The sequence below is a fragment of the Streptomyces sp. NPDC017202 genome (genome assembly GCF_044331705.1).
In the GTDB taxonomy this organism is placed as follows: domain Bacteria; phylum Actinomycetota; class Actinomycetes; order Streptomycetales; family Streptomycetaceae; genus Streptomyces.
This window is the reverse complement of record NZ_JBIRNP010000006.1, coordinates 121,362-147,562: the sequence shown is the minus strand read 5'-3', so window position 1 is coordinate 147,562 and position 26,201 is coordinate 121,362. Positions and strand designations below refer to the sequence as shown.

Genomic DNA, 26,201 nt, shown 5'->3' with positions numbered 1-26,201 from the left:
AACACGTACACTCCTACGTCGTTGGCCTTCAACAGCCGTGCCACAACCGGTGCACACCAAGCATCCGGATGGATGCGGTACGTTGGGGAACACACAAAGGGTCGTAGCTCAATTGGTAGAGCACTGGTCTCCAAAACCAGCGGTTGGGGGTTCAAGTCCCTCCGGCCCTGCTACACACTCCTTCGCCAGGCAGTGTGCGCATGTACGTACAGAAATGCACCGCCGTGCGGCTCAGACCGGGCGCGGCACGGCCACGACCCGGGAACAGGTGAGGACGAATGGCGGATGCCGTGGGCTCCATCGACACGCCTGATGCCCAGGACGAGGTGCCTGAGGCGCAGAAGAAGTCCCGCAAGGGCGGCAAGCGCGCCAAGAAGGGTCCGCTGAAGCGGCTCGCGCTCTTCTACCGCCAGATCGTCGCGGAGCTTCGCAAGGTCGTCTGGCCGACGCGGGGCCAGCTGACGACGTACACCATGGTCGTGATCGTGTTCGTGGTCATCATGATCGGTCTGGTGACCGTGATTGACTATGGACTCGACCACGCCGCGAAGTACGTATTCGGCTGAGCCGAGAGCGAAGGGCGCCGGGTGATCGGCGCCCCTTTCGCGTGTTCCACCCCTATGTATCCAGGAAGAAGCAGCCACCGTGTCTGACCAGAACCTGAACGACGCCATCGAGCCGGATGAGTCGGCTGACGACGAGCTCGACATCGTCGAGGGCGCTGACGAGGACCTGGACGAGTTCGAGGCTGCCGATGCCGAGGCGGGCGAGCCCGCGGAGGAAGCCGCGCTGCACGTCGAGGACGAAGAGACCTCCGAGGAGTCCGAGGAAGAGGCCTCCGGCGAAGAGGACTCCGACGAGGAGGGCTCCGAGGACGGCGAGGCCGTCGCGGAAGAGGCCGAGGAAGCCGAGCCGGCCGAGCCCGTCGACCCCGTCGCCGCCCTGCGCGAGGAACTCCGCACCCTGCCCGGCGAGTGGTACGTCATCCACACGTACGCCGGCTACGAGAACCGCGTGAAGACCAACCTCGAGCAGCGCGCCGTCTCGCTGAACGTCGAGGACTTCATCTTCCAGGCCGAGGTGCCGCAGGAAGAGGTCGCGCAGATCAAGAACGGCGAGCGCAAGACGATCCGTCAGAACAAGCTCCCCGGCTACGTGCTGGTGCGCATGGACCTGACGAACGAGTCCTGGGGCGTCGTCCGCAACACCCCCGGCGTCACCGGCTTCGTGGGCAACGCCTACGACCCGTACCCGCTGACCCTGGACGAGATCGTCAAGATGCTCGCCCCGGAGGCCGAGGAGAAGGCCGCCCGCGAGGCCGCCGAGGCCGAGGGCAAGCCGGCCCCGCAGCGCAAGGTCGAGGTCCAGGTCCTGGACTTCGAGGTCGGCGACTCGGTCACCGTCACGGACGGCCCGTTCGCCACGCTCCAGGCCACGATCAACGAGATCAACGCCGACTCGAAGAAGGTCAAGGGCCTCGTCGAGATCTTCGGCCGCGAGACCCCGGTCGAGCTGAGCTTCGACCAGATCCAGAAGAACTAGCCCCTTCTGGAACACAAGCCTCCGACCAGGTCAGGTGGCCGCTCGCGCGGTGCCTGACCTGCTCGGTTTTTGGCCGCGCAGGGATACCCGTTATCGTTGTGCGGTATGCCTCCATCCGGATCATCCGGACCGGACGGCTGAAAACTCTCACTAGGACCCGGAGAGAGCAATGCCTCCCAAGAAGAAGAAGGTCACGGGGCTCATCAAGCTCCAGATCAACGCCGGTGCGGCGAACCCCGCCCCGCCGGTCGGCCCCGCGCTCGGCCAGCACGGCGTCAACATCATGGAGTTCTGCAAGGCCTACAACGCCGCGACCGAGTCGCAGCGTGGCTGGGTGATCCCGGTGGAGATCACGGTCTACGAGGACCGCTCCTTCACCTTCATCACCAAGACGCCGCCGGCCGCGAAGATGATCCTCAAGGCCGCGGGTGTCGAGAAGGGCTCGGGCGAGCCGCACAAGACCAAGGTCGCCAAGATCACCGAGGCGCAGGTCCGCGAGATCGCCACGACCAAGCTTCCCGACCTCAACGCCAACGACCTGGACGCCGCGTCGAAGATCATCGCCGGCACCGCCCGTTCCATGGGCATCACGGTCGAGGGCTGAGTTCCCAGCCCCGTAGCACCTTCGTAGCAGTCGCGGCTCCGGCCGCACGTGGCAGGGCCTGCTCGGCCCGTACCACGACTCCTCAGAACCCCCAGGAGCAGTAGTGAGCAAGCGCAGCAAGTCTCTCCGCGCTGCGGACGCCAAGATCGACCGGGAGAAGCTGTACGCCCCGCTCGAGGCCGTCCGTCTCGCCAAGGAGACCTCCACGTCCAAGTTCGACGGCACCGTCGAGGTCGCCTTCCGTCTGGGTGTCGACCCGCGCAAGGCCGACCAGATGGTCCGTGGCACCGTGAACCTGCCGCACGGCACCGGCAAGACTGCCCGGGTCCTGGTCTTCGCGACCGGTGACCGTGCTGCGGCCGCGGAGGCCGCCGGCGCCGACATCGTCGGCTCCGACGAACTGATCGACGAGGTCGCGAAGGGCCGTCTGGACTTCGACGCCGTCGTCGCCACCCCGGACCTCATGGGCAAGGTCGGCCGCCTCGGCCGCGTGCTCGGTCCGCGTGGTCTGATGCCGAACCCGAAGACCGGCACCGTCACCCCCGACGTGGCCAAGGCCGTCACGGAGATCAAGGGCGGCAAGATCGAGTTCCGCGTCGACAAGCACTCGAACCTGCACTTCATCATCGGCAAGTCGTCGTTCGACGACACCCAGCTGGTGGAGAACTACGGCGCGGCGCTGGAGGAGATCCTCCGTCTGAAGCCGTCCGCCGCCAAGGGTCGCTACATCAAGAAGGCCGCGATCAGCACCACGATCGGCCCCGGCATCCAGGTCGACCCCAACCGCACCCGGAACCTCCTCGTCGAGGAGGACCCGGCCGCGGTCTGAACCTGACGGTTCGCCCAGCCGGCGACGAGCCCCGCAACCTTCCGAGGTGCGGGGCTCGTCCCTTTTCCCGCACGGCTGTCGGTGCCGTGCGTTACCGTGCGGACACGGGGACAAGATGGGGGTGAGGGCATGAAGGGCACCAGCGCACGCCGGGCGGGCCTCTCGATCGTCGCGGCGGCCCTGCTGACCGGGGTGACCGCCTGCGGCCCGGGCTCCGGGGGATCCGACGGGGACGAGGGCTCCGCCTCCTCCGGCAGCAACGGGGACGGCGGCGGCCGCGTCGGTCCGATGGCCGCGCTGCGCACCGCCGAGGAGTCCACCGACGGCGCCGACTCCGCCAAGGTCGAGTCGACGACCACCATGGGCTCGGTGATGGCGATGACGGCCGACGGCTCCCTCGGCTGGGGCGACGGCCTCACCGGCACCCTCACCATCACCTACACCGGCGGCACCATGGCCGACACCATGCGGCAGCTGGGCACCACCTCGATGCAGGCCCGCTATCTGCCCGACGCGTACTACGCACGCATGGGCGACGCCTTCGCCGACCAGGCCGGCGGCAAGCACTGGATCAAGTACCCGTACGACGCGCTGGAGACCCTCGGCGGCGGCTCGGGGGCCTATCTCAAGGACCAGATGGAGAACTCCACCCCGAACCAGTCGGTGAAGCTCCTGCTGGCCTCCGGGGACGTGCGCAGGGTCGGCGAGGAGACGGTCCGCGGCGAGCGGACCACGCACTACTCGGGCACCGTCGAGATAGCCGACCTCGCGGGCCGCAACTCCAGCCTCGGCGAGAGCCAGCTCGCCGACCTGAGGAAACAGCTGGAGCAGGCCGGCGTCACCACCGAGACCGTCGACATCTGGGTCGACGAGGACGACCTGCTGGTCAAGAAGGTCGAGAAGGGCCGGTCGGCGAACGGCACGTACAGCCAGACCGCCTACTACAGCGACTACGGCACCCCGGTCGACACCGAGGCGCCCCCGGCGGCCGACACCGCCGACTTCTCCGAGCTGCTCCGGCAGCAGGGGGCCGGCTCCACGCCCTGAGCGCGGACCGCCGGGAATTCACGGGACCCCGCCCGCACCCCTGGGATACCTTCACCCCTTCGCCGTGAACCGACCGGGTGTTCACCGTGTGCTGCGTGGGGGAATGTGCATGAGATCTTCCGTGGGTGTCCTCGGGCTGTCCGCCCTGCTCGTCACGGGCTGTGCGGCGGCCTCGGAGGGTGCGGCGGACGGCGGCGACCGGAAGACCGCGGCCACGGCCGTCGCACGGGCCGCGGAGAAGACGGAGCAACTCGGCTCCCTGCGCTACCGGATGACCGGCCGGACGCCGGAGGAGGGCCGGATCAGGGCCGAGGCCGCGATGGCCGTCGAGCCGCCCGCCATGAGCCTGCGGACGACCGTCCTCGGCGGCCCCGGCAAGGGCGTCGGCGAGGTCCGCCTCGTCGACGGGGTGCTGTACGTCGGCAGCGACGAGGCCACCGAGGACGGCAGGCACTGGGTGCGGTTCGGGGCGCCCGGCAGCTCCGGCACCCCGAGCGGCGTCAAGGCCGACACCACGTCGACGGCCGACAAGGTCCGCCGCAACCCGGCCCACGAGAGCGCCTTCCTCACCGCGGCCGACGACCTGAGGACGACCGGCACGGAGACCGTCGACGGCGTGACCACCACCCACTACGAGGGCACCGCCGGCGTCGACGAGATCCGGGCCTCCTACCGCGACGAGGCCGAGAGCGTCCGCCGGCGGCGCGAGCAGGCCCTCGCGCAGTACGAGAAGCTCGGCGTCGACGAACTGGACATGGACGTCTGGATCGACGGGGCCGGCCGCACCAAGCAGCTGCGGTTCCAGGGCTTCGGCCGGCACGGCCAGCTCGACCTCACCATCACCTTCCTCGACTTCGGCGAGCCCGTCACGGTGCAGGCCCCGCCCGCCTCGGACACCCTCGACCTGGCCGAGGAGACGAAGAAGGCCGGCCGCTGAGCCCCTCACGGGCGGAGCGCCGAGCCCCCTCACGGGCGGATTTGCTTGACGGCGACCCGTTCCCGTACGCTCCTACAGAAGCCAAAGACCGCTGGTCGTTGCCGTGCGCTCGCAAGAGGGTGCGGTGGCCGAAGGATCCGCTGATATGCGGACGACCCGCGCAGGTGACTGTGGAAGTGCTCCCGGATCGCGATCCGTACACGGATTTCGTTCGGTCGAGCTCTCGCCCCGTGCGCCTGCGCCGGGGCGTTTCGTTTGTCCCAGCCCCTTCCGAGCGGTCGTCAACACCCGGAAGGAGGCCGACGCTCATGGCAAGGCCCGACAAGGCTGCCGCGGTGGCCGAGCTCGCGGAGCAGTTCCGCAGCTCGAACGCCGCCGTGCTGACCGAGTACCGGGGTCTCACCGTGGCGCAGCTCAAGTCGCTGCGTCGTTCGCTCGGTGAGAACGCCCAGTACGCCGTGGTGAAGAACACGCTGACCAAGATTGCGGCCAACGAGGCCGGGATCTCGACGCTCGACGACCTGTTCAACGGTCCGACGGCAGTTGCCTTCGTCACCGGTGACCCGGTGGAGTCGGCGAAGGGTCTTCGTGACTTCGCCAAGGACAACCCCAACCTCGTCATCAAGGGCGGTGTCCTTGACGGCAAGGCGCTGTCCGCCGACGAGATCAAGAAGCTTGCGGACCTCGAGTCCCGCGAGGTTCTGCTCTCCAAGCTGGCGGGTGCCTTCAAGGGCAAGCAGTCCCAGGCTGCGCAGCTCTTCCAGGCGCTTCCCTCGAAGCTCGTCCGCACCGTGGACGCCCTTCGCGCCAAGCAGGAAGAGCAGGGCGGTGCCGAGTAACTCGGCTCGCGCATTGACCGCCGCCTGAGGCAGCGGTCTTAGCGGGCCGACCGTACGCCCGCCGAACAAGTACATCCGGCACCTGCCGAATTAGTGGAAGGATCGCCCACCATGGCGAAGCTCAGCCAGGAAGACCTGCTCGCGCAGTTCGAGGAGATGACCCTCATCGAGCTCTCCGAGTTCGTGAAGGCCTTCGAGGAGAAGTTCGACGTCACCGCCGCCGCCGCGGTCGCCGTCGCCGCCCCGGGTGCCCCGGGCGCCCCGGTCGAGCAGGAGGAGGAGAAGGACGAGTTCGACGTCATCCTCACCGGTGCGGGCGACAAGAAGATCCAGGTCATCAAGGTCGTGCGTGAGCTGACCTCCCTGGGCCTGAAGGAGGCCAAGGACCTCGTGGACGGCGCCCCGAAGCCCGTCCTCGAGAAGGTCGCCAAGGACGCCGCCGAGAAGGCCGCCGAGTCCCTCAAGGGCGCCGGCGCCTCGGTCGAGGTCAAGTAACACCCCGCGGTCGGCGACGACCGCAGCGAAGGCCGAAACAGGTCCCCCCGGGGCTGTAACGCCGACGCACCGAGGAGCGATCATCCATCCGGGTGGTCGCTCTTCGGCGTTCCCGAGGGCCCGGCCACGGTTGCCTTGCACCTGAGTTCGCGAGGGGTATGGTGATCTTCGTCTTGTCCCCGGACGCCCCGCGTCCGGGCATGGGGGCCTTGACGAACCGCACGCAGCGCGCAATTCTCAGGACGCGTCGTCACAAGGATCCGTATCCGAGGCATGGATCGACGGCGAAGAGGGCAGTATCACCGTGCGTTGAGGGCTACCGGACCGAGGGCGTTGAGAGCTACGAGGGTCTCGAAAAACCCGCACTGGACATCAGTGTGCCAAGTGGCTACACTGACCCTTTGCGCTGCCTGTTAGCTGTCCCCTGCCCGTCACCAGGGGCATGCCCTCGCCCGAGCATCGATGACCGGACCCTCTCTGACCTGGCCTTTCGGCCGATTCCGGAGAGTCTGTCTCATGGTGTGGGAGAGGGGCCGGTACGCGCGTAGTGAGTCCGAGCCCTCGGAAGGACCCCCTCTTGGCCGCCTCGCGCAACGCCTCGACCGCGAATACGAACAACGCTGCCAGCACCGCCCCGCTGCGCATCTCCTTTGCAAAAATCAAGGAGCCCCTCGAGGTTCCGAACCTCCTCGCACTGCAGACCGAGAGCTTCGACTGGCTGCTCGGCAACGAAGCGTGGAAGGCTCGCGTCGAGGAGGCTCTCGAGAACGGTCAGGACGTCCCCACCAAGTCCGGCCTCGAGGAGATCTTCGAGGAGATCTCCCCGATCGAGGACTTCTCCGGGTCGATGTCGCTGACCTTCCGCGACCACCGTTTCGAGCCGCCGAAGAACAGCATCGACGAGTGCAAGGACCGCGACTTCACGTACGCGGCCCCGCTCTTCGTGACGGCCGAGTTCACGAACAACGAGACCGGCGAGATCAAGTCCCAGACGGTCTTCATGGGCGACTTCCCGCTCATGACCAACAAGGGCACCTTCGTCATCAACGGCACCGAGCGTGTCGTCGTGTCGCAGCTGGTCCGCTCGCCCGGCGTCTACTTCGACTCCTCCATCGACAAGACGTCCGACAAGGACATCTTCTCCGCCAAGATCATCCCGTCCCGGGGTGCCTGGCTGGAGATGGAGATCGACAAGCGCGACATGGTCGGCGTCCGCATCGACCGCAAGCGCAAGCAGTCCGTCACCGTCCTCCTGAAGGCTCTCGGCTGGACCACCGAGCAGATCCTCGAGGAGTTCGGCGAGTACGAGTCGATGCGCGCCACCCTGGAGAAGGACCACACCCAGGGCCAGGACGACGCGCTCCTGGACATCTACCGCAAGCTGCGCCCGGGCGAGCCGCCGACCCGCGAGGCCGCTCAGACGCTGCTCGAGAACCTCTACTTCAACCCCAAGCGCTACGACCTCGCCAAGGTCGGCCGCTACAAGGTGAACAAGAAGCTCGGCGCCGACGAGCCGCTGGACGCCGGCGTGCTCACCACCGACGACATCATCGCCACGATCAAGTACCTGGTGAAGCTGCACGCCGGTGAGACCGAGACGCTCGGCGAGTCGGGCCGCTCGATCATGGTCGAGACCGACGACATCGACCACTTCGGCAACCGCCGCATCCGCAGCGTCGGCGAGCTGATCCAGAACCAGGTCCGTACGGGTCTCGCCCGTATGGAGCGCGTCGTGCGCGAGCGCATGACCACCCAGGACGTCGAGGCGATCACGCCGCAGACCCTGATCAACATCCGGCCGGTCGTCGCCTCCATCAAGGAGTTCTTCGGCACCAGCCAGCTGTCGCAGTTCATGGACCAGAACAACCCGCTGTCGGGTCTGACGCACAAGCGTCGTCTCAACGCGCTCGGCCCGGGTGGTCTCTCCCGTGAGCGGGCCGGCTTCGAGGTCCGTGACGTCCACCCCTCGCACTACGGCCGCATGTGCCCGATCGAGACGCCGGAAGGCCCGAACATCGGTCTGATCGGCTCGCTCGCCTCGTACGGCCGGATCAACCCGTTCGGTTTCATCGAGACGCCGTACCGCAAGGTCACCGGCGGTGTCGTCACCGACGAGGTCGACTACCTCACGGCCGACGAAGAGGACCGGTTCGTCATCGCGCAGGCCAACGCGCCGCTGAGCGACGAGTTCCAGTTCGAGGAGGCCCGCGTCCTGGTCCGCCGTCGTGGCGGTGAGGTCGACTACGTCCCCGGTGACGACGTCGACTACATGGACGTCTCCCCGCGCCAGATGGTGTCGGTCGCGACCGCCATGATCCCGTTCCTCGAGCACGACGACGCCAACCGCGCCCTCATGGGCGCGAACATGATGCGTCAGGCCGTCCCGCTCATCAAGAGCGAGGCGCCGCTCGTCGGCACCGGCATGGAGTACCGCTCCGCCGTCGACGCCGGCGACGTGGTCAAGGCCGAGAAGGACGGTGTGGTCCAGGAGGTCTCCGCGGACTACATCACCACCACCAACGACGACGGCACGTACATCACGTACCGCCTGGCCAAGTTCTCGCGCTCCAACCAGGGCACCTCGGTCAACCAGAAGGTCATCGTCAACGAGGGCGACCGGATCATCACCGGTCAGGTCCTCGCCGACGGTCCGGCCACCGAGAACGGCGAGATGGCGCTGGGCAAGAACCTGCTCGTGGCGTTCATGCCGTGGGAGGGTCACAACTACGAGGACGCGATCATCCTGTCGCAGCGCCTCGTGCAGGACGACGTCCTCTCCTCGATCCACATCGAGGAGCACGAGGTCGACGCCCGTGACACCAAGCTCGGCCCCGAGGAGATCACCCGGGACATCCCGAACGTCTCCGAGGAGGTCCTCGCCGACCTCGACGAGCGCGGCATCATCCGCATCGGTGCCGAGGTCGTCGCCGGCGACATCCTGGTCGGCAAGGTCACGCCCAAGGGCGAGACCGAGCTGACCCCGGAGGAGCGCCTGCTGCGCGCCATCTTCGGCGAGAAGGCCCGTGAGGTCCGTGACACCTCGCTGAAGGTGCCGCACGGCGAGATCGGCAAGGTCATCGGCGTCCGCGTCTTCGACCGTGAGGAGGGCGACGAGCTGCCGCCGGGCGTGAACCAGCTGGTTCGCGTCTACGTGGCGCAGAAGCGCAAGATCACGGACGGTGACAAGCTCGCCGGCCGCCACGGCAACAAGGGCGTCATCTCGAAGATCCTGCCGATCGAGGACATGCCGTTCCTGGAGGACGGCACCCCGGTCGACATCATCCTCAACCCGCTCGGTGTGCCGTCCCGAATGAACCCGGGACAGGTCCTGGAGATCCACCTCGGCTGGCTCGCCAGCCGCGGCTGGGACGTCTCCGGCCTCGCGGACGACTGGGCGCAGCGCCTCCAGGCGATCGGCGCCGACAGCGTCGCCCCCGGCACCAACGTCGCCACCCCGGTGTTCGACGGTGCCCGTGAGGACGAGCTGACCGGTCTGCTGCAGCACACCATCCCGAACCGCGACGGCGGGCGCATGGTGCTCCCGTCCGGCAAGGCCCCGCTGTTCGACGGCCGTTCGGGTGAGCCGTTCCCGGAGCCGATCTCGGTCGGCTACATGTACATCCTCAAGCTCCACCACCTGGTCGACGACAAGCTGCACGCCCGCTCGACCGGCCCGTACTCGATGATCACCCAGCAGCCGCTGGGTGGTAAGGCCCAGTTCGGTGGCCAGCGCTTCGGTGAGATGGAGGTGTGGGCGCTGGAGGCGTACGGCGCCGCGTACGCCCTCCAGGAGCTGCTGACCATCAAGTCCGACGACGTCACCGGCCGCGTGAAGGTCTACGAGGCCATCGTCAAGGGCGAGAACATCCCCGAGCCCGGCATCCCCGAGTCCTTCAAGGTGCTCATCAAGGAGATGCAGTCCCTGTGCCTCAACGTGGAGGTGCTGTCCTCGGACGGCATGTCCATCGAGATGCGCGACACCGACGAGGACGTCTTCCGCGCGGCGGAAGAGCTCGGCATCGACCTGTCCCGGCGCGAGCCGAGCAGCGTCGAAGAGGTCTGACGGGAGTCCGGCGGGGCCCCTCCAGCAGAGGCCCCGCCGATCCCGCGACCCCCGTTTCAGACCACAGACTTACAACCCTGAGAGGGATTGACGCATAGTGCTCGACGTCAACTTCTTCGATGAGCTCCGGATCGGTCTGGCCACCGCTGACGACATCCGTCAGTGGAGCCACGGCGAGGTCAAGAAGCCCGAGACCATCAACTACCGCACCCTCAAGCCCGAAAAGGACGGACTCTTCTGCGAGAAGATCTTCGGTCCGACCCGGGACTGGGAGTGCTACTGCGGCAAGTACAAGCGTGTCCGCTTCAAGGGCATCATCTGTGAGCGCTGCGGCGTCGAGGTGACCCGCGCCAAGGTGCGCCGCGAGCGGATGGGCCACATCGAGCTGGCCGCTCCCGTCACGCACATCTGGTACTTCAAGGGTGTCCCGAGCCGGCTGGGCTACCTGCTCGACCTGGCTCCGAAGGACCTCGAGAAGGTCATCTACTTCGCGGCGTACATGATCACGTACGTCGACGAGGAGCGCCGCACGCGTGACCTGCCCTCGCTGGAGGCGCACGTCTCCGTCGAGCGGCAGCAGATCGAGAACCGCCGGGACGCCGACCTGGAGGCCCGCGCCAAGAAGCTCGAGACCGACCTGGCCGAGCTCGAGGCCGAGGGTGCCAAGGCCGACGTGCGCCGCAAGGTGCGCGAAGGCGCCGAGCGGGAGATGAAGCAGCTGCGCGACCGCGCCCAGCGCGAGATCGACCGTCTCGACGAGGTGTGGACCCGCTTCAAGAACCTCAAGGTCCAGGACCTCGAGGGCGACGAGCTGCTCTACCGCGAGCTGCGCGACCGCTTCGGCACGTACTTCGACGGTTCGATGGGTGCCGCGGCGCTGCAGAAGCGCCTGGAGTCCTTCGACCTCGACGAGGAGGCCGAGAAGCTCCGCGAGATCATCCGTACCGGCAAGGGCCAGAAGAAGACCCGTGCGCTCAAGCGCCTCAAGGTCGTCTCCGCGTTCCTGCAGACCAGCAACAGTCCCAAGGGCATGGTGCTGGACTGCGTGCCGGTCATCCCGCCGGACCTGCGTCCGATGGTGCAGCTGGACGGTGGCCGCTTCGCGACCTCCGACCTGAACGACCTGTACCGCCGTGTCATCAACCGCAACAACCGCCTGAAGCGCCTTCTCGACCTCGGTGCGCCCGAGATCATCGTGAACAACGAGAAGCGCATGCTCCAGGAGGCCGTGGACGCGCTGTTCGACAACGGCCGTCGCGGCCGTCCGGTCACCGGTCCCGGCAACCGCCCGCTGAAGTCCCTCAGCGACATGCTGAAGGGCAAGCAGGGCCGCTTCCGTCAGAACCTGCTCGGCAAGCGCGTGGACTACTCCGCGCGTTCCGTGATCGTCGTCGGTCCGCAGCTGAAGCTGCACCAGTGCGGTCTGCCGAAGGCGATGGCGCTGGAGCTGTTCAAGCCGTTCGTGATGAAGCGCCTGGTCGACCTGAACCACGCGCAGAACATCAAGTCGGCCAAGCGCATGGTCGAGCGCGGCCGCACCGTGGTGTACGACGTCCTCGAAGAGGTCATCGCCGAGCACCCGGTGCTGCTGAACCGTGCGCCCACCCTGCACCGCCTCGGCATCCAGGCCTTCGAGCCGCAGCTGGTCGAGGGCAAGGCCATCCAGATCCACCCGCTCGTCTGCACCGCGTTCAACGCGGACTTCGACGGTGACCAGATGGCCGTGCACCTTCCGCTGTCCGCGGAGGCGCAGGCCGAGGCCCGCATCCTGATGCTGTCCTCGAACAACATCCTCAAGCCCGCCGACGGCCGTCCGGTGACGATGCCGACCCAGGACATGGTCCTCGGTCTGTTCTTCCTCACCACCGACGGCGAGCTGCGCGACGTCAAGGGCGAGGAGCGCTCCTTCTCGTCCGTGGCCGAGGCGATCATGGCGTTCGACGCCGGCGAGCTGTCGCTGCAGTCGCGCGTGGACGTCCGCTTCCCGGTGGGCACCATCCCGCCGCGCGGGTGGACCCCGCCGGTGCAGGAGGAGGACGAGCCGGAGTGGCAGCAGGGTGACTCGTTCCGCCTGCGGACGACCCTGGGCCGCGCTCTCTTCAACGAGCTGCTGCCCGAGGACTACCCGTTCGTCGACTACGAGGTCGGCAAGAAGCAGCTCTCGGAGATCGTCAACGACCTCGCCGAGCGCTACCCCAAGGTCATCGTGGCGGCGACGCTCGACAACCTGAAGGCGGCCGGCTTCTACTGGGCGACCCGTTCCGGCGTCACCGTGGCCATCTCCGACATCGTCGTCCCCGACGCGAAGCGGGCGATCGTCCAGGGCTACGAGGCGCAGGACGAGAAGGTCCAGAAGCAGTACGAGCGCGGTCTGATCACCAAGGAAGAGCGCACGCAGGAGCTCATCGCGATCTGGACCAAGGCGACCAACGAGGTCGCCGAGGCGATGAACGCGAACTTCCCGAAGACCAACCCGGTCTCGATGATGGTCAACTCGGGCGCCCGAGGAAACATGATGCAGATGCGTCAGATCGCCGGTATGCGCGGTCTGGTGTCGAACGCGAAGAACGAGACCATCCCGCGCCCGATCAAGGCCTCGTTCCGTGAGGGCCTGTCCGTGCTGGAGTACTTCATCTCCACCCACGGTGCCCGTAAGGGTCTGGCGGACACCGCCCTGCGTACCGCCGACTCGGGTTACCTCACCCGTCGTCTGGTGGACGTCTCGCAGGACGTCATCATCCGCGAGGAGGACTGCGGCACCGAGCGCGGCCTCAAGCTGGCCATCGCCGAACGCGGCGAGGACGGCGTGCTGCGCAAGGCGGACAACGCCGAGACCAGCGTGTACGCGCGCTGCCTCGCCGAGGACATCGTCGTCGACGGCAAGGTGCTCGCCCCGGCGGGCGTCGACCTCGGTGACGTCCTCATCGACCAGCTGGTCAAGGCCGGCGTCGAGGAGGTCAAGACCCGCTCGGTCCTGACCTGCGAGTCCGCCGTCGGCACCTGCGCCATGTGCTACGGCCGTTCGCTGGCCACCGGCAAGCTGGTCGACATCGGTGAGGCGGTCGGCATCATCGCCGCCCAGTCCATCGGTGAGCCCGGTACCCAGCTGACGATGCGTACCTTCCACACCGGTGGTGTGGCCGGTGACGACATCACCCAGGGTCTGCCGCGTGTCGTCGAGCTCTTCGAGGCCCGTACCCCGAAGGGTGTCGCCCCGATCTCCGAGGCCGCCGGCCGCGTGCGGATCGAGGAGACCGAGAAGACCAAGAAGATCGTCATCACGCCGGACGACGGCAGCGACGAGACGGCGTTCCCGATCTCGAAGCGTGCCCGTCTGAGGGTCGAGGAGGGCGAGCACGTCGAGGTGGGCCAGCAGCTCACCGTGGGTACCCAGAACCCGCACGACGTGCTGCGCATCCTGGGTCAGCGTGCCGTCCAGGTCCACCTGGTGGCCGAGGTCCAGCGGGTGTACAACTCGCAGGGTGTGTCGATCCACGACAAGCACATCGAGATCATCATCCGGCAGATGCTCCGCCGCGTGACGATCATCGAGTCCGGCGACGCCGAGCTGCTGCCCGGCGAGCTGGTCGAGCGCTCGAAGTTCGAGACCGAGAACCGTCGTGTGGTGCAGGAGGGCGGTCACCCGGCCTCCGGTCGTCCGCAGCTCATGGGTATCACCAAGGCCTCGCTGGCCACGGAGTCCTGGCTGTCGGCGGCGTCCTTCCAGGAGACGACCAGGGTGCTGACGGACGCGGCGATCAACGCCAAGTCCGACTCCCTGATCGGCCTCAAGGAGAACGTCATCATCGGTAAGCTCATCCCGGCCGGTACGGGTCTGTCCCGCTACCGCAACATCCGGGTCGAGCCGACCGAGGAGGCCAAGGCCGCGATGTACTCGGCCGTCGGCTACGACGACATCGACTACTCGCCGTTCGGCACCGGCTCCGGCCAGGCCGTCCCGCTGGAGGACTACGACTACGGTCCGTACAACCAGTAAGGCGTACGTCTGAAGCACTGAAGGGCGGTCACCCGTGCGGGTGGCCGCCCTTCGGCGTGTCCGCGGCCGTCCGAGGCCGTACTCGGCGGTGTGGCGGCCTCCGTGCGGTGCCGTGTCCGCCGGGCACCCTGCTCGTCCCCGCCCGCGTCCCCGGCCCGCCCGCGGTCTCCCAGGGCCTCTCCGTCCCTCCACGGGGCGGCGTCAGGGCGAGTGGGGGAACCATCGCGGGCCGCCGAGCGTAGGAGAATGATGGGAGGCAGTTCACGTCGAGCGGGGGAGGTGTCCGTGTCGTATCCGTCGCCATGGCAGCCGTGGCAGGGCCAGAGCGGTCCGCCGATGCTGGCCGCTCACGCGGACCGGGAGCGCACCGTCGACGTGCTCAGAGCGGGTTTCGCCGAGGGCCGTCTCCAGCAGGTGGAGTTCGAGCGCCGGGTGGCGCGCGCGTACGAGGCCCGCACGGTCGGTGAGCTGTCCCTGATCGTCGCCGACCTGCCGCAGGGCCCCGTCGCCGCGCAGCCGTCCGTCCCGCAGCCGCACGGCTACCCGGTGCAGGTTCCGCGGACCTTCCTGGCCGCCCCGCCGCCGACGAACGGCAAGGCGGTCGCCTCCATGGTCTGCGGCGTCCTCACCACGATGACGATGGGTGCCACCGGCATCCCCGCGGTGATCCTCGGGCACTCGGCCAGAGCCGAGATCCGCCGCACCGGCGAGGGCGGCGAGGGCTTCGCCATGGCCGGCCTCGTCCTGGGCTGGCTGTCGGTGGCGGGCTGGGCGGTCTTCCTCGCCGTCCTGCTCCTGGCGGCGGTCGCGTCGAACTGAGACCGGGCCCCGGTGCGAGGCGTCGGTCCGGCGGTTTCCGTCAGGGGATGCCCAGCTCGAACATGACGTAGTGGGCGTACCAGCCCGAGGCGACGGCGGCCGTGGTGAAGAAGACCGTCAGGCTCGGCCACTTCAGGCGGTCCAGCGCCGCCGCGGGGGCCAGGAGCAGCGGGAAGCAGGGCAGCAGGTAGCGCGGCGTGTTGCCGAACATCTGCTGGGTGCCGAGCACGGTCACCACGCTGGCCAGGGTGTACGCGACGAGCACCAGCGGCGGCTTCTTCCGCAGCATCAGCGCGATCAGGAACGGCAGCGCCAGCACCACCTGGACGGCTATCAGGTCGGGGACGGCGAAGGCGAACAGATAGTCGTGCCGGCCGACGGCCGTGTTGCCCAGCACGTCGAGGGTGTAGGCGCCGAAGTCGAAGTAGTGGGCCCAGCCCTCACGCTGGAGGGTGAAGTACGCCGTCAGGTCGCCCATGCTCAGCCCGACCCAGGCGACGTAGGTGAGCAGACCGAGCGGCGCGGCGACCATCGCGTACACCGGTCCCGCCACCCCGTGCGCGCGTCTGCTGTCGCGCCGGGCGAGGGTGACCAGCGCGGCGAGCCCGACCGCGCCGATGAGCGCGGCGGAGGTGGGCCGGTTCAGTCCGGCGACGAAGGCGAGGAGCCCGGCCGTGAGCCACCGGCCCTTCATCACGCCGTAGCAGCACCAGGCGGCGATGGCCACGAACAGGGACTCCGAGTACACCGCCCACTCGACGCCGGCGCCCGGTACGACCGCCCACAGCCCGGCGGCGACGGTGCCGGCCCGCGCCCCCGCGAGCGTGGCGACGACCGCGTAGATCCCGGCGGCGGCGACGAAGGACGCGAGCACCGAGACGAGGATCCCGGACCCGTACAGGCCGAGCCCGGTGATCTCGGACACCCCGCGGATCAGCCCCGGGTACAGCGGGAAGAAGGCGACGGAGTTCTGCTCGACCGTGAACAGGCCGCCCGGCGCGAGGGGTGTCAGGGGCCGCGGGGCGTACCCCTTTTCGGCGACCTGGAGGTACCACCAGCCGTCCCAGGTGGCGAGCACGTCCCACCAGTGGGCGCCGCCGCCGAAGCGGGGCTGCTTCTCCCGGTAGTCGCCGGCCGCCTCGAGCAGGACCGCGAAGACGGTCAGCCCGATCAGCTTCGTGACGCCGTACAGGAGCAGCGGGGCACGGTACGGTCGTAGACCATCCGGCAGCGTGAGCCGGCGCGGCACCCGTGGCCGCTCCTGCCGTCCGTCCGGCTCGTCGGGCTCTTCGGGCAGCGCGGAGTCCGCCGCCGGGTCGCTGCGGGCCGTGCTCATGACTGGGGTCCCCCCTCGGACGACCGGCCCGGGCCGGCCGCGCGACCGCTGTCCGGACGATCGTGAAGTGTGGTCATAAGATCGCAACAGCGTCGCACATCTGCGGCACGGCTTGGGGGGAGGACGGGTGCCTGAAGCGCCGGACACCACGGCGGCGGCGACCGTCCTGTCGGTCGTCGTACCCATGTACAACGAGGAAGAGGTCCTTCCCGCGCTGGTCAGCAGGCTGCGCCCGGCCCTGGCCGGGATGGGCGTCGGCTACGAGGTCGTCGCCGTCGACGACGGCAGCACCGACCGCACCGCCGAGCTGCTCGCCGCGTTCCGCCTCGGCTGGCCCGAGCTGCGCGTGATCGGCCTGCGCCGGAACTCCGGCCACCAGGCGGCTCTCACCGCGGGCCTGGACCGGGCCCACGGCGCGTACGTGGTGAGCCTCGACGCCGACCTCCAGGACCCGCCCGAGAAGATCCCCGACATGCTGGCGCTGGCCCGCGCCGAGGGCCTCGACATCGTCTACGGCATCCGGGCCGACCGGGCCAGCGACACCGGCTTCAAACGGTGGACCGCCGGCCTGTACTACCGGCTCGTCCGCCGCCTGGCCGGCCCCTCCGTGCCCGCCCAGGCCGGTGACTTCCGGCTGCTCAGCCGGGCCGCCGTCGACGCCCTCAAGGCGCTGCCGGACCAGCAGCGCGTCTACCGCCTCCTGGTGCCCTGGCTCGGCTTCCCGAGCGGCGAGGTCGCCTACGAGCGCGCGCCGCGGCCCGCGGGCCGCAGCAAGTACCCCCTGGGCCGGATGATCCGCCTCGCCATCGACAGCGTCACCGGCTTCTCGGCGGCCCCGCTGCGCATCGCCACCTGGCTCGGCGGCTTCGCCTTCCTGGTCTGCCTGGCCCTGATGGTCTACACGCTCGGCGCCCACGCCCTGGAGCACACCGTCCCCGGCTGGACCTCTCTCTTCACCGGAGTCCTGTTCATCGGCGCGGTCCAGCTGATCTGCGTCGGCCTGCTCGGCGAGTACGTGGGGCGCATCTACACGGCCGTGCAGAACCGTCCGACGTACTTCGTCGGCCACGACACGGCGCACGGGGCGGCGGGTCCCCGCGTCACGGTGCCCGGGCCGGCGCCCGAGCCCGAGCCCGCGTCCGGTGCCGGACCGGACGCGGCTCCCGGCGGGGCGGCGGTTCCGCCGCCCGCCGCGGAGGCCGGAAGTCCGCTACCACAGGGGCCGTCGGGGGCGCGGACGTGACCTCGGTGTGTCGGCGGCGAGGCTTCTGTTTTGACCGGAGTGATTGCGCTGGGTACGCTCAGACCTTGTGCCTGGGGTGTGCCCTGGCCCTCGTGCGTGCCTTCAACCGCACAGGGGCCTAAGGAGCGGCCACCGCGATCCGCGCCTCTTCCCGCCTCGCGGCGGGGGTTCGCCGGATCCGACACACCCGACCGCGTGGGTCGGCGAAGTTCCAGGTTAGCTGTACAAATCGGCACACAGAAACCGGAGAAGTAGTGCCTACGATCCAGCAGCTGGTCCGTAAGGGCCGGCAGGACAAGGTCGAGAAGAACAAGACGCCCGCACTCGAGGGTTCTCCTCAGCGTCGCGGCGTCTGCACGCGTGTGTTCACGACCACCCCGAAGAAGCCGAACTCGGCCCTGCGTAAGGTCGCGCGTGTGCGTCTGACCAGCGGGATCGAGGTCACCGCTTACATTCCGGGTGAGGGACACAACCTGCAGGAGCACTCCATCGTGCTCGTGCGTGGTGGCCGTGTGAAGGACCTGCCGGGTGTTCGCTACAAGATCATTCGCGGTTCCCTCGACACCCAGGGTGTCAAGAACCGCAAGCAGGCCCGCAGCCGCTACGGCGCCAAGAAGGAGAAGTAAGACATGCCTCGTAAGGGCCCTGCCCCGAAGCGCCCGGTCATCATCGACCCGGTCTACGGTTCTCCTCTTGTCACGTCGCTCATCAACAAGGTGCTGCTGAACGGCAAGCGCTCCACCGCCGAGCGCATCGTCTACGGTGCCATGGAGGGCCTGCGCGAGAAGACCGGCAACGACCCGGTCATCACGCTGAAGCGCGCTCTCGAGAACATCAAGCCGACCATCGAGGTCAAGTCCCGCCGTGTCGGTGGCGCGACCTACCAGGTCCCGGTCGAGGTCAAGCCCGGCCGCGCGAGCACCCTGGCGCTCCGCTGGCTCGTCGGCTACTCCCGCGCCCGTCGCGAGAAGACCATGACCGAGCGTCTGCTCAACGAGCTGCTCGACGCCTCCAACGGCCTCGGTGCGGCCGTGAAGAAGCGCGAGGACACCCACAAGATGGCCGAGTCCAACAAGGCCTTCGCGCACTACCGCTGGTAGTCGCTACCCACATCGAGACCGAGAGAAGACTGAAGCCTTATGGCTACCACTTCACTTGACCTGGCCAAGGTCCGCAACATCGGGATCATGGCCCACATCGACGCGGGCAAGACGACCACCACCGAGCGGATCCTGTTCTACACCGGTGTGTCCTACAAGATCGGTGAGGTCCACGACGGCGCTGCCACCATGGACTGGATGGAGCAGGAGCAGGAGCGTGGCATCACGATCACCTCTGCTGCCACCACCTGTCACTGGCCGCTCGCCGACGTCGACCACACCATCAACATCATCGACACCCCGGGTCACGTCGACTTCACCGTCGAGGTGGAGCGTTCCCTGCGCGTGCTCGACGGTGCCGTGACGGTGTTCGACGGCGTCGCCGGCGTGGAGCCCCAGTCCGAGACGGTGTGGCGTCAGGCGGACCGCTACGGCGTCCCCCGCATCTGCTTCGTCAACAAGCTCGACCGGACCGGTGCCGAGTTCCACCGCTGCGTCGACATGATCTCTGACCGCCTCGGCGCTCAGCCGATCGTCATGCAGCTCCCGATCGGTGCCGAGGCCGACTTCAAGGGCGTCGTCGACCTGGTCACGATGAAGGCGTTCGTGTGGTCCGCCGAGGCCACCAAGGGCGAGATGTACGACATCGTCGACATCCCGGCCACGCACACCGAGGCTGCCGAGGAGTACCGCGGCAAGCTCATCGAGGCCGTCGCCGAGAACGACGAAGAGATCATGGAGCTGTACCTCGAGGGCAACGAGCCCTCCGAGGAGCAGCTGTACGCCGCGATCCGTCGCATCACCATCGCGTCCGGCAAGTCCAAGGACACCACGGTCACCCCGGTGTTCTGCGGTACCGCGTTCAAGAACAAGGGCGTTCAGCCCCTGCTCGACGCGGTCGTGCGCTACCTCCCCTCCCCGCTCGACGTCGAGGCCATCGAGGGCCACGCCGTGAACGACCCGGAGGAGGTCGTCAAGCGCAAGCCGTCCGAGGACGAGCCGCTGTCGGCGCTCGCGTTCAAGATCATGAGCGACCCGCACCTCGGCAAGCTCACCTTCGTCCGGGTCTACTCGGGCCGCCTGGAGTCCGGCACCGCCGTGCTGAACTCCGTCAAGGGCAAGAAGGAGCGCATCGGCAAGATCTACCGCATGCACGCGAACAAGCGTGAGGAGATCGCGGCGGTCGGCGCCGGCGACATCGTCGCCGTCATGGGTCTGAAGCAGACCACGACCGGTGAGACGCTGTGCGACGACAAGGCGCCGGTCATCCTGGAGTCCATGGACTTCCCGGCCCCGGTCATCCAGGTCGCCATCGAGCCCAAATCCAAGGGTGACCAGGAGAAGCTGGGTGTCGCCATCCAGCGTCTCGCGGAGGAGGACCCCTCCTTCCAGGTCCACTCGGACGAGGAGACCGGCCAGACCATCATCGGTGGCATGGGCGAGCTGCACCTCGAGGTGCTGGTCGACCGTATGCGCCGTGAGTTCAAGGTCGAGGCCAACGTCGGCAAGCCGCAGGTCGCGTACCGCGAGACCATCCGCAAGGCGGTCGACCGGCTCGACTACACGCACAAGAAGCAGACCGGTGGTACCGGTCAGTTCGCCAAGGTGCAGATCGCGATCGAGCCGATCGAGGGCGGCGACGCCTCGTACGAGTTCGTGAACAAGGTCACCGGTGGCCGCATCCCGAAGGAGTACATCCCTTCGGTGGACGCCGGTGCGCAGGAGGCCATGCAGTTCGGCATCCTCGCGGGTTACGAGATGACCGGCGTGCGCGTCACCCTGCTCGACGGTGGCTACCACGAGGTGGACTCCTCCGAACTCGCCTTCAAGATCGCCGGTTCGCAGGCGTTCAAGGAGGCCGCGCGCAAGGCCAGCCCCGTGCTGCTCGAGCCGATGATGGCCGTCGAGGTCACCACGCCCGAGGACTACATGGGTGAGGTCATCGGCGACATCAACTCCCGCCGTGGCCAGATCCAGGCCATGGAGGAGCGTGCCGGCGCCCGCGTCGTGAAGGGCCTCGTGCCGCTCTCGGAGATGTTCGGCTACGTCGGAGACCTCCGCAGCAAGACCTCGGGTCGCGCAAGCTACTCGATGCAGTTCGACTCCTACGCCGAGGTTCCGCGGAACGTCGCCGAGGAGATCATCGCGAAGGCCAAGGGCGAGTAACGCACTCCGTTCACACGCCGTAGGCTTGACTCCGGAGCCTCTTGGGGCAAACGGCCGCATTCCCGGCCGTTCGCCCCTGGGCCCGGGCATTCCAGCAAAGATCACCTGGCGCCGATGAAGTAAGGCGTACCAGAACCACTCCCAGGAGGACCCCCGTGGCGAAGGCGAAGTTCGAGCGGACTAAGCCGCACGTCAACATCGGCACCATCGGTCACATCGACCACGGTAAGACGACCCTCACGGCCGCCATTACCAAGGTGCTGCACGACAAGTACCCGGACCTGAACGAGGCTTCGGCCTTCGACCAGATCGACAAGGCTCCCGAAGAGCGCCAGCGCGGTATCACCATCTCCATCGCGCACGTCGAGTACCAGACGGAGACGCGTCACTACGCGCACGTCGACTGCCCGGGTCACGCGGACTACATCAAGAACATGATCACCGGTGCTGCCCAGATGGACGGCGCCATCCTCGTGGTCGCCGCCACCGACGGCCCGATGCCGCAGACCAAGGAGCACGTGCTCCTGGCCCGCCAGGTCGGCGTTCCGTACATCGTCGTCGCCCTGAACAAGGCCGACATGGTGGACGACGAGGAGATCCTGGAGCTCGTCGAGCTCGAGGTCCGTGAGCTCCTCTCCGAGTACGAGTTCCCGGGCGACGACCTGCCGGTCGTCAAGGTGTCCGCTCTCAAGGCGCTCGAGGGCGACCCGGAGTGGGCCCAGACCGTCCTCGACCTGATGCAGGCCGTCGACGAGTCCATCCCGGAGCCCGAGCGTGACGTCGACAAGCCGTTCCTCATGCCGATCGAGGACGTCTTCACGATCACCGGTCGCGGTACGGTCGTCACCGGCCGTATCGAGCGCGGTGTCCTGAAGGTCAACGAGACCGTCGACATCATCGGCATCAAGACCGAGAAGACCACCACCACGGTCACCGGTATCGAGATGTTCCGCAAGCTGCTCGACGAGGGCCAGGCCGGTGAGAACGTCGGTCTGCTGCTCCGCGGCATCAAGCGCGAGGACGTCGAGCGCGGCCAGGTCATCATCAAGCCGGGTTCGGTCACCCCGCACACCGAGTTCGAGGCGCAGGCGTACATCCTGTCCAAGGACGAGGGCGGCCGTCACACGCCGTTCTTCAACAACTACCGCCCGCAGTTCTACTTCCGTACCACGGACGTGACCGGCGTCGTGACCCTCCCCGAGGGCACCGAGATGGTCATGCCGGGCGACAACACCGAAATGAAGGTGGAGCTGATCCAGCCCATCGCCATGGAGGAGGGCCTGAAGTTCGCCATCCGTGAGGGTGGCCGGACCGTGGGCGCCGGCCAGGTCACCAAGATCAACAAGTAAGTTTTGTTGCTCGACCTGGTGGTTCCAGCGTGAGCTGAGCACCTGAGAGGGCCCGTACGACTCCGGTCGTACGGGCCCTTTCGCATGCCCGCGCGTGCCCGCGAGGTGGTGGAGGCGCCGGATGTGCGACAGGTGAATCATGGACAAACGTTCGGCTGTGGGCCCTGTGAGGCGGCTGTCCCGGCCGTAGCCTGACTCGCCGGACCCCCCGACGAGGATGACTGGCTTGGCTCTCACCCGCGGCGCGCAGCCGCTTCCCCCGCTCGCCGCGCTGCCGCCGCTCGCCGCCGCTCCGCGCGGCCGCGAACGACGTCCCCGCCTCTACGCCGTGGACGGCATCCGGCTGCTGGCCGCCCTGATGGTGGCGCTCCACCACTACGCGGGCACCTACCGGGTGGACCGGCCCGGCAACCCGATCTGGGGCCGCCCGGTCTCCGAGATCATGCCGACGGTGTTCCACGTGGCGGCCTACGGCTGGATCGGCGTGGAGATCTTCTTCGTCATCAGCGGCTTCGTGATCTGCATGTCCTGCTGGGGCCGGACGCCCCGTCAGTTCTTCGTCTCCCGGGTGATCCGGCTGTACCCGGCGTACTGGTTCGCGGTGCTGTTCACGACGGGCGTGCTGGCGGCGGTACCGGGCGTCTGGGAGCGGCTGCGCGCCCGGGACGTCCTCCTGAACCTGACGATGCTCCAGTCCGGCTCCGGCGTCCGCAACGTGGACGGCGTGTACTGGACGCTCTGGTCGGAACTTCGCTTCTACCTGCTGTTCCTGCTGGTCGTCGTGACCGGCCTGACCTACCGCAAGGTCGTCCTGTTCTGCTGCGTGTGGGGTGCGGCCGCCATGCTCGCCCCGGTGTCCGGCCTGCCCCTGCTGGACCTGCTGGCCAACCCCGAGGGTGCCTGGTACTTCATCGCCGGCCTCGCCCTCTACCTCATGCACCGCTTCGGCCAGGACCTGCTCCTGTGGGGCATCCTCGGCATGGCCTGGCTGATGGGCCAGCGGGAGCTGGGAATGCGCGTCGACGAGGTCGAACACGTGTCGAGCTGGCGGGGCGCGGTGCTGATCTTCACCCTGTTCCTGCTGCTGATGGTGGCGGTGGCCCTGGGCCACACCGACCGCGTCCGGTGGCGCTGGCTGGTGACGGCGGGAAGCCTGACGTACCCCCTCTACCTCATGCACTACGCGGCCGGTACGGCGATCATCAGCCGCCTGCACGACGAGCTGGACGCCCGGCTCCTGGTGGCGGCGGTGATCGCCGGTTTCCTGGTGCTGAGCTGGGCGGTGCACCGGTGGGTGGAGCGACCGCTGGCGGGGGCGGTGAAGCGGGGGCTGGAGACGGCGTTCGCCCGGATGCGAGGCTGACCGGGCGGAGCCGCGGGCAAGGAGCAGCGGGCCGGGTGCGGTGGTTCGGGAGCCGCGAGCCGCGAGCGGTGGGCCGGGAGCGGTGGGCCGGGTGCGGAGGCCGCACGGGAAGTTCACGCGTCGTGCCGGCGCCGCACGGCCCACGCATGCTGTCGGGAGCCGTGCGGCGCCGTCGTCGGCTCCTCACAGGGCACGGTCGAGGCCGGGCGGCTCCCGCCCGACGACCCTCAGGCGCGTACGGCCCGGCCCGTCGTCGCGCCCTCGAGCAGAGCGGGCCGCGGCAGGCGCGCGCAGCGGGCGCCGAAGGCCGTCAGGAACGCGGTGGGCAGGAAGACCGCGTCACACGCGATCATGGCCAGCGAGAAGAACGGGATACCGAGGAGCACCGCGATGCCCGCGTGCTCGAGGATCATGACGACCAGCAGGACGTTCTTGATCCTGCGGTTGGCGAGGGTGACGGGGAAGGTCACCTGCACCATGACCGTTCCGTAGCTCAACAGCAGGACCGCCAGCGTGTGGGACGCGAGGAGCGCGGACAGCGTGGGCCAGGGCGCGAAGTACTCCAGGTTCAGCGCGTAGTACAGGGCGCTGCCGTCCTGCCACCGTGTGCCCTGGACCTTGTACCAGCCGGATGTGGCGTAGATCAGGCAGACCTGGACGGCGATCGTCAGCATCGCGGCGTTGTGCAGCATGGCCGCGGCCGCGTCCAGCACCGCGCGGCCCTCGGATCCGGGGAACCGGCGCCCGACGGCGTACCACAGCCCCTGAGCACCCCAGAGGGCCCACAGGACCAGCGGCCAGCCCGTCTCCATCCCGAACGCCACCAGCAGGAACAGCCCGGTGGCCGACCAGAGGGCGACTCCCGTGCGGTCGGCGGGGGAGGAGCCCCCGCGGTTCCGCCGGCGCGCGTCCAGGGACCAGACCTGCGCGCAACGGGTGAAGACCAGATAGATCACCATGATGCGCAGGACGTTGTCGCCGCCGTCACCCACCAGCGAGTTGCGGCTCTCCAACGACACCATCCCGACCATGAGCAGCACGGACATGGTCCTGGTGCGCCAGCCCACCAGGACCGCGAGCGCCGAGGCGATGGTCAGGGCGTAGACGATCTCGAACCAGGCGCGCCCGTCGGTCCAGTACAGGACGCTGAAGGAGCCGTCCAGGCGCCCCAGTTCGAGCGCCATGTCGTGCGACAGCGGGCTGCGGTCGCCGTACAGCACCCGTCGGTTGGGCCACTCGCGGAGCAGGAAGGCGGCGATGGCCACGGCCAGGCCGATGCGGAAGACGGCGGCCTGGTAGGGCGCGCGAGTGCCGCACACGTAGTGTCCGAACCGGGCGAAGGCCTCACGGACGCGCTCCACGAGCGGCCGGCGAACCGCCTCGGAGCGGGGCGGCGAAGGTGTTGCGGTGGTCAACTCACAGTCCCCTGTAGTCCTGGTCGGTCACCGGCCACCACGGAAAGACCCGGTAGGCGGTGGTGTCGGACGTCTTTTCCGAACTCCACGACGGGGGCGGCACCATCATGTACCGGCCCGCGAACTGCACACCCGTGATCCGCTCGCCCTGCCATCGGCGGCCGAGCCGCTGGAGCGCGATGCGTTTGAGGTACTCGTCCGCCAGGACTCCACGGGCGCCCTTGGGCCGGTTGTCCCGGTCGTGCCAGGATTCGGCGCCGTCCCAGGCGGTGCGGAGCATGTTCTGTGTCACGTGGCTGGGCGCCGGATCGCCCTTGATCGCCGCCACGTCCTGCGCGGTGAGGTTGATCCATCCCGAGACGTGGCCGGTTCCGCCGGCGTCGATGGTCCGCAGGCGTACGCCGACGGAGTCGTTGCGCTGCTTCGGATTGGGGGCGAAGAGCTTCCAGTCCTGTCCGAACTGGGGGCGGACCAAGGAGTCGACCGTCTTCTGGTGGTGGGCCGTGAGGGCATTGGTCGGGGCCAGGATCAGAAAGATCAGGACCACGTGGGCCAGCAGGGCTCCGGTCAGCAGGAGCGCGGTCGCGGCCAGGGCGCCGACCGATACGCGTGACCATCCGCGGTGGACCCCGTCGCCCGTCGCGGGCGCCGGTCCGCCGCCGTCGGAGAGGTGCGCCCCGATGGTCTCCGGCTCCGGCGCCGGGACGACACCGCCCAGATCCGGTCGCGGGGGAGGCAGGCACTGAGCCGCGGGAGCCGCACTCGTCGAACGTCCGGCGGTGGATTCACTGGGGGGCTTCATCATGTTCCTTCTGCTCTGCGGCTCGTGTGGTGAGGATGGCTCACCACACGAGCCGCACGCCTGACGCCTCACTCGTGAATCCGATGGAGACGTCAGGTGGCAACGGGCTGTCTCGGCGACGGGCACCGGCCGTTTCGGCGACCGCTCTTCCGCTCACTCGTCGACGTCGAAGTCACCGTTCTCGATGTGCTTCGCGGCGGAGCCCCGCTCTCAGGTCGCGGAGTGAACGGGGCCTCGGCGCGCGGCGAAAGCCGG

General features: G+C 68.3%; 20 protein-coding genes and 1 tRNA gene. 18 read left to right on the top strand and 3 right to left on the bottom strand.

Annotated features, from left to right (window positions below):
* Positions 1–97 precede the first annotated feature (97 nt).
* From ACH4N1_RS14835 to ACH4N1_RS14780, 12 genes are all read left to right on the top strand, one after another.
* Positions 98–170: transfer RNA gene (locus ACH4N1_RS14835), tRNA-Trp, on the top strand.
* 108 nt (positions 171–278) lie between these two features.
* A complete protein-coding gene (secE, locus tag ACH4N1_RS14830) occupies positions 279–566 on the top strand; it encodes a preprotein translocase subunit SecE (RefSeq protein WP_356560341.1) in 288 nt (95 codons plus the stop codon).
* A 79-nt stretch (positions 567–645) separates the two neighbouring features.
* Positions 646–1,542 carry a transcription termination/antitermination protein NusG gene (gene nusG / locus ACH4N1_RS14825; RefSeq protein ID WP_398097277.1) on the top strand — a complete coding sequence of 299 codons (897 nt, stop codon included), beginning with the start codon at positions 646–648 and terminating at the stop codon, positions 1,540–1,542.
* A 169-nt stretch (positions 1,543–1,711) separates the two neighbouring features.
* Positions 1,712–2,146, top strand: a complete 435-nt coding sequence (rplK, locus tag ACH4N1_RS14820; RefSeq protein WP_020132675.1) for a 50S ribosomal protein L11 — start codon at positions 1,712–1,714, stop codon at positions 2,144–2,146.
* Positions 2,147–2,249: 103 nt separating this feature from the next.
* Positions 2,250–2,975, top strand: a complete 726-nt coding sequence (gene rplA / locus ACH4N1_RS14815) for a 50S ribosomal protein L1 (protein ID WP_319673713.1) — start codon at positions 2,250–2,252, stop codon at positions 2,973–2,975.
* A gap of 129 nt (positions 2,976–3,104) precedes the next feature.
* Positions 3,105–4,022, top strand: coding sequence for a hypothetical protein (locus ACH4N1_RS14810; protein WP_398097275.1), 918 nt, complete (start codon positions 3,105–3,107; stop codon positions 4,020–4,022).
* A 109-nt stretch (positions 4,023–4,131) separates the two neighbouring features.
* The gene (locus ACH4N1_RS14805; RefSeq protein ID WP_398097273.1) at positions 4,132–4,959 is read left to right on the top strand and encodes a hypothetical protein; all 828 of its coding nucleotides are present in this window, start codon (positions 4,132–4,134) and stop codon (positions 4,957–4,959) included.
* A gap of 308 nt (positions 4,960–5,267) precedes the next feature.
* Positions 5,268–5,798, top strand: a complete 531-nt coding sequence (gene rplJ / locus ACH4N1_RS14800; protein ID WP_363089021.1) for a 50S ribosomal protein L10 — start codon at positions 5,268–5,270, stop codon at positions 5,796–5,798.
* A gap of 111 nt (positions 5,799–5,909) precedes the next feature.
* Entirely contained in the window at positions 5,910–6,293 is a 384-nt protein-coding gene (gene rplL / locus ACH4N1_RS14795) for a 50S ribosomal protein L7/L12 (protein WP_392240428.1), read from the top strand.
* Positions 6,294–6,870: 577 nt separating this feature from the next.
* Entirely contained in the window at positions 6,871–10,356 is a 3,486-nt protein-coding gene (gene rpoB, locus ACH4N1_RS14790; protein ID WP_398097270.1) for a DNA-directed RNA polymerase subunit beta, read from the top strand.
* 97 nt (positions 10,357–10,453) lie between these two features.
* Positions 10,454–14,353, top strand: a complete 3,900-nt coding sequence (locus tag ACH4N1_RS14785) for a DNA-directed RNA polymerase subunit beta' (protein ID WP_398097269.1) — start codon at positions 10,454–10,456, stop codon at positions 14,351–14,353.
* Between the two features lie 336 nt (positions 14,354–14,689).
* Positions 14,690–15,172 (top strand): DUF1707 and DUF4190 domain-containing protein, encoded by a 483-nt coding sequence (locus ACH4N1_RS14780; RefSeq protein ID WP_398097532.1) that lies wholly within the window; start codon positions 14,690–14,692, stop codon positions 15,170–15,172.
* A gap of 40 nt (positions 15,173–15,212) precedes the next feature.
* Here the strand turns inward: ACH4N1_RS14780 and ACH4N1_RS14775 are convergent, their stop codons facing one another.
* The gene (locus ACH4N1_RS14775; RefSeq protein WP_398097267.1) at positions 15,213–16,508 is read right to left on the bottom strand and encodes a hypothetical protein; all 1,296 of its coding nucleotides are present in this window, start codon (positions 16,506–16,508) and stop codon (positions 15,213–15,215) included.
* A 127-nt stretch (positions 16,509–16,635) separates the two neighbouring features.
* Between ACH4N1_RS14775 and ACH4N1_RS14770 the strand changes: the two genes are divergently transcribed.
* The 6 genes from ACH4N1_RS14770 (at position 16,636) to ACH4N1_RS14745 (ending at position 23,729) form a co-directional block, all read left to right on the top strand.
* The gene (locus ACH4N1_RS14770) at positions 16,636–17,751 is read left to right on the top strand and encodes a glycosyltransferase family 2 protein (RefSeq protein WP_398097266.1); all 1,116 of its coding nucleotides are present in this window, start codon (positions 16,636–16,638) and stop codon (positions 17,749–17,751) included.
* Between the two features lie 254 nt (positions 17,752–18,005).
* Complete coding sequence (gene rpsL / locus ACH4N1_RS14765; RefSeq protein ID WP_003948652.1) at positions 18,006–18,377, top strand: 30S ribosomal protein S12; 372 nt, start codon at positions 18,006–18,008, stop codon at positions 18,375–18,377.
* Positions 18,378–18,380: 3 nt separating this feature from the next.
* Positions 18,381–18,851, top strand: a complete 471-nt coding sequence (rpsG, locus tag ACH4N1_RS14760; RefSeq protein ID WP_030788318.1) for a 30S ribosomal protein S7 — start codon at positions 18,381–18,383, stop codon at positions 18,849–18,851.
* Positions 18,852–18,890: 39 nt separating this feature from the next.
* Positions 18,891–21,017 (top strand): elongation factor G, encoded by a 2,127-nt coding sequence (fusA, locus tag ACH4N1_RS14755; protein WP_366059603.1) that lies wholly within the window; start codon positions 18,891–18,893, stop codon positions 21,015–21,017.
* 155 nt (positions 21,018–21,172) lie between these two features.
* Positions 21,173–22,366, top strand: a complete 1,194-nt coding sequence (gene tuf / locus ACH4N1_RS14750) for an elongation factor Tu (RefSeq protein ID WP_363089027.1) — start codon at positions 21,173–21,175, stop codon at positions 22,364–22,366.
* Between the two features lie 217 nt (positions 22,367–22,583).
* Positions 22,584–23,729, top strand: a complete 1,146-nt coding sequence (locus ACH4N1_RS14745; RefSeq protein WP_398097263.1) for an acyltransferase family protein — start codon at positions 22,584–22,586, stop codon at positions 23,727–23,729.
* A 227-nt stretch (positions 23,730–23,956) separates the two neighbouring features.
* Here the strand turns inward: ACH4N1_RS14745 and ACH4N1_RS14740 are convergent, their stop codons facing one another.
* Positions 23,957–25,048, bottom strand: a complete 1,092-nt coding sequence (locus ACH4N1_RS14740) for an HTTM domain-containing protein (RefSeq protein ID WP_398097262.1) — start codon at positions 25,046–25,048, stop codon at positions 23,957–23,959.
* A 97-nt stretch (positions 25,049–25,145) separates the two neighbouring features.
* The gene (locus ACH4N1_RS14735) at positions 25,146–25,946 is read right to left on the bottom strand and encodes a DUF5819 family protein (RefSeq protein WP_398097261.1); all 801 of its coding nucleotides are present in this window, start codon (positions 25,944–25,946) and stop codon (positions 25,146–25,148) included.
* Between the last annotated feature and the right edge of the window lie 255 nt (positions 25,947–26,201).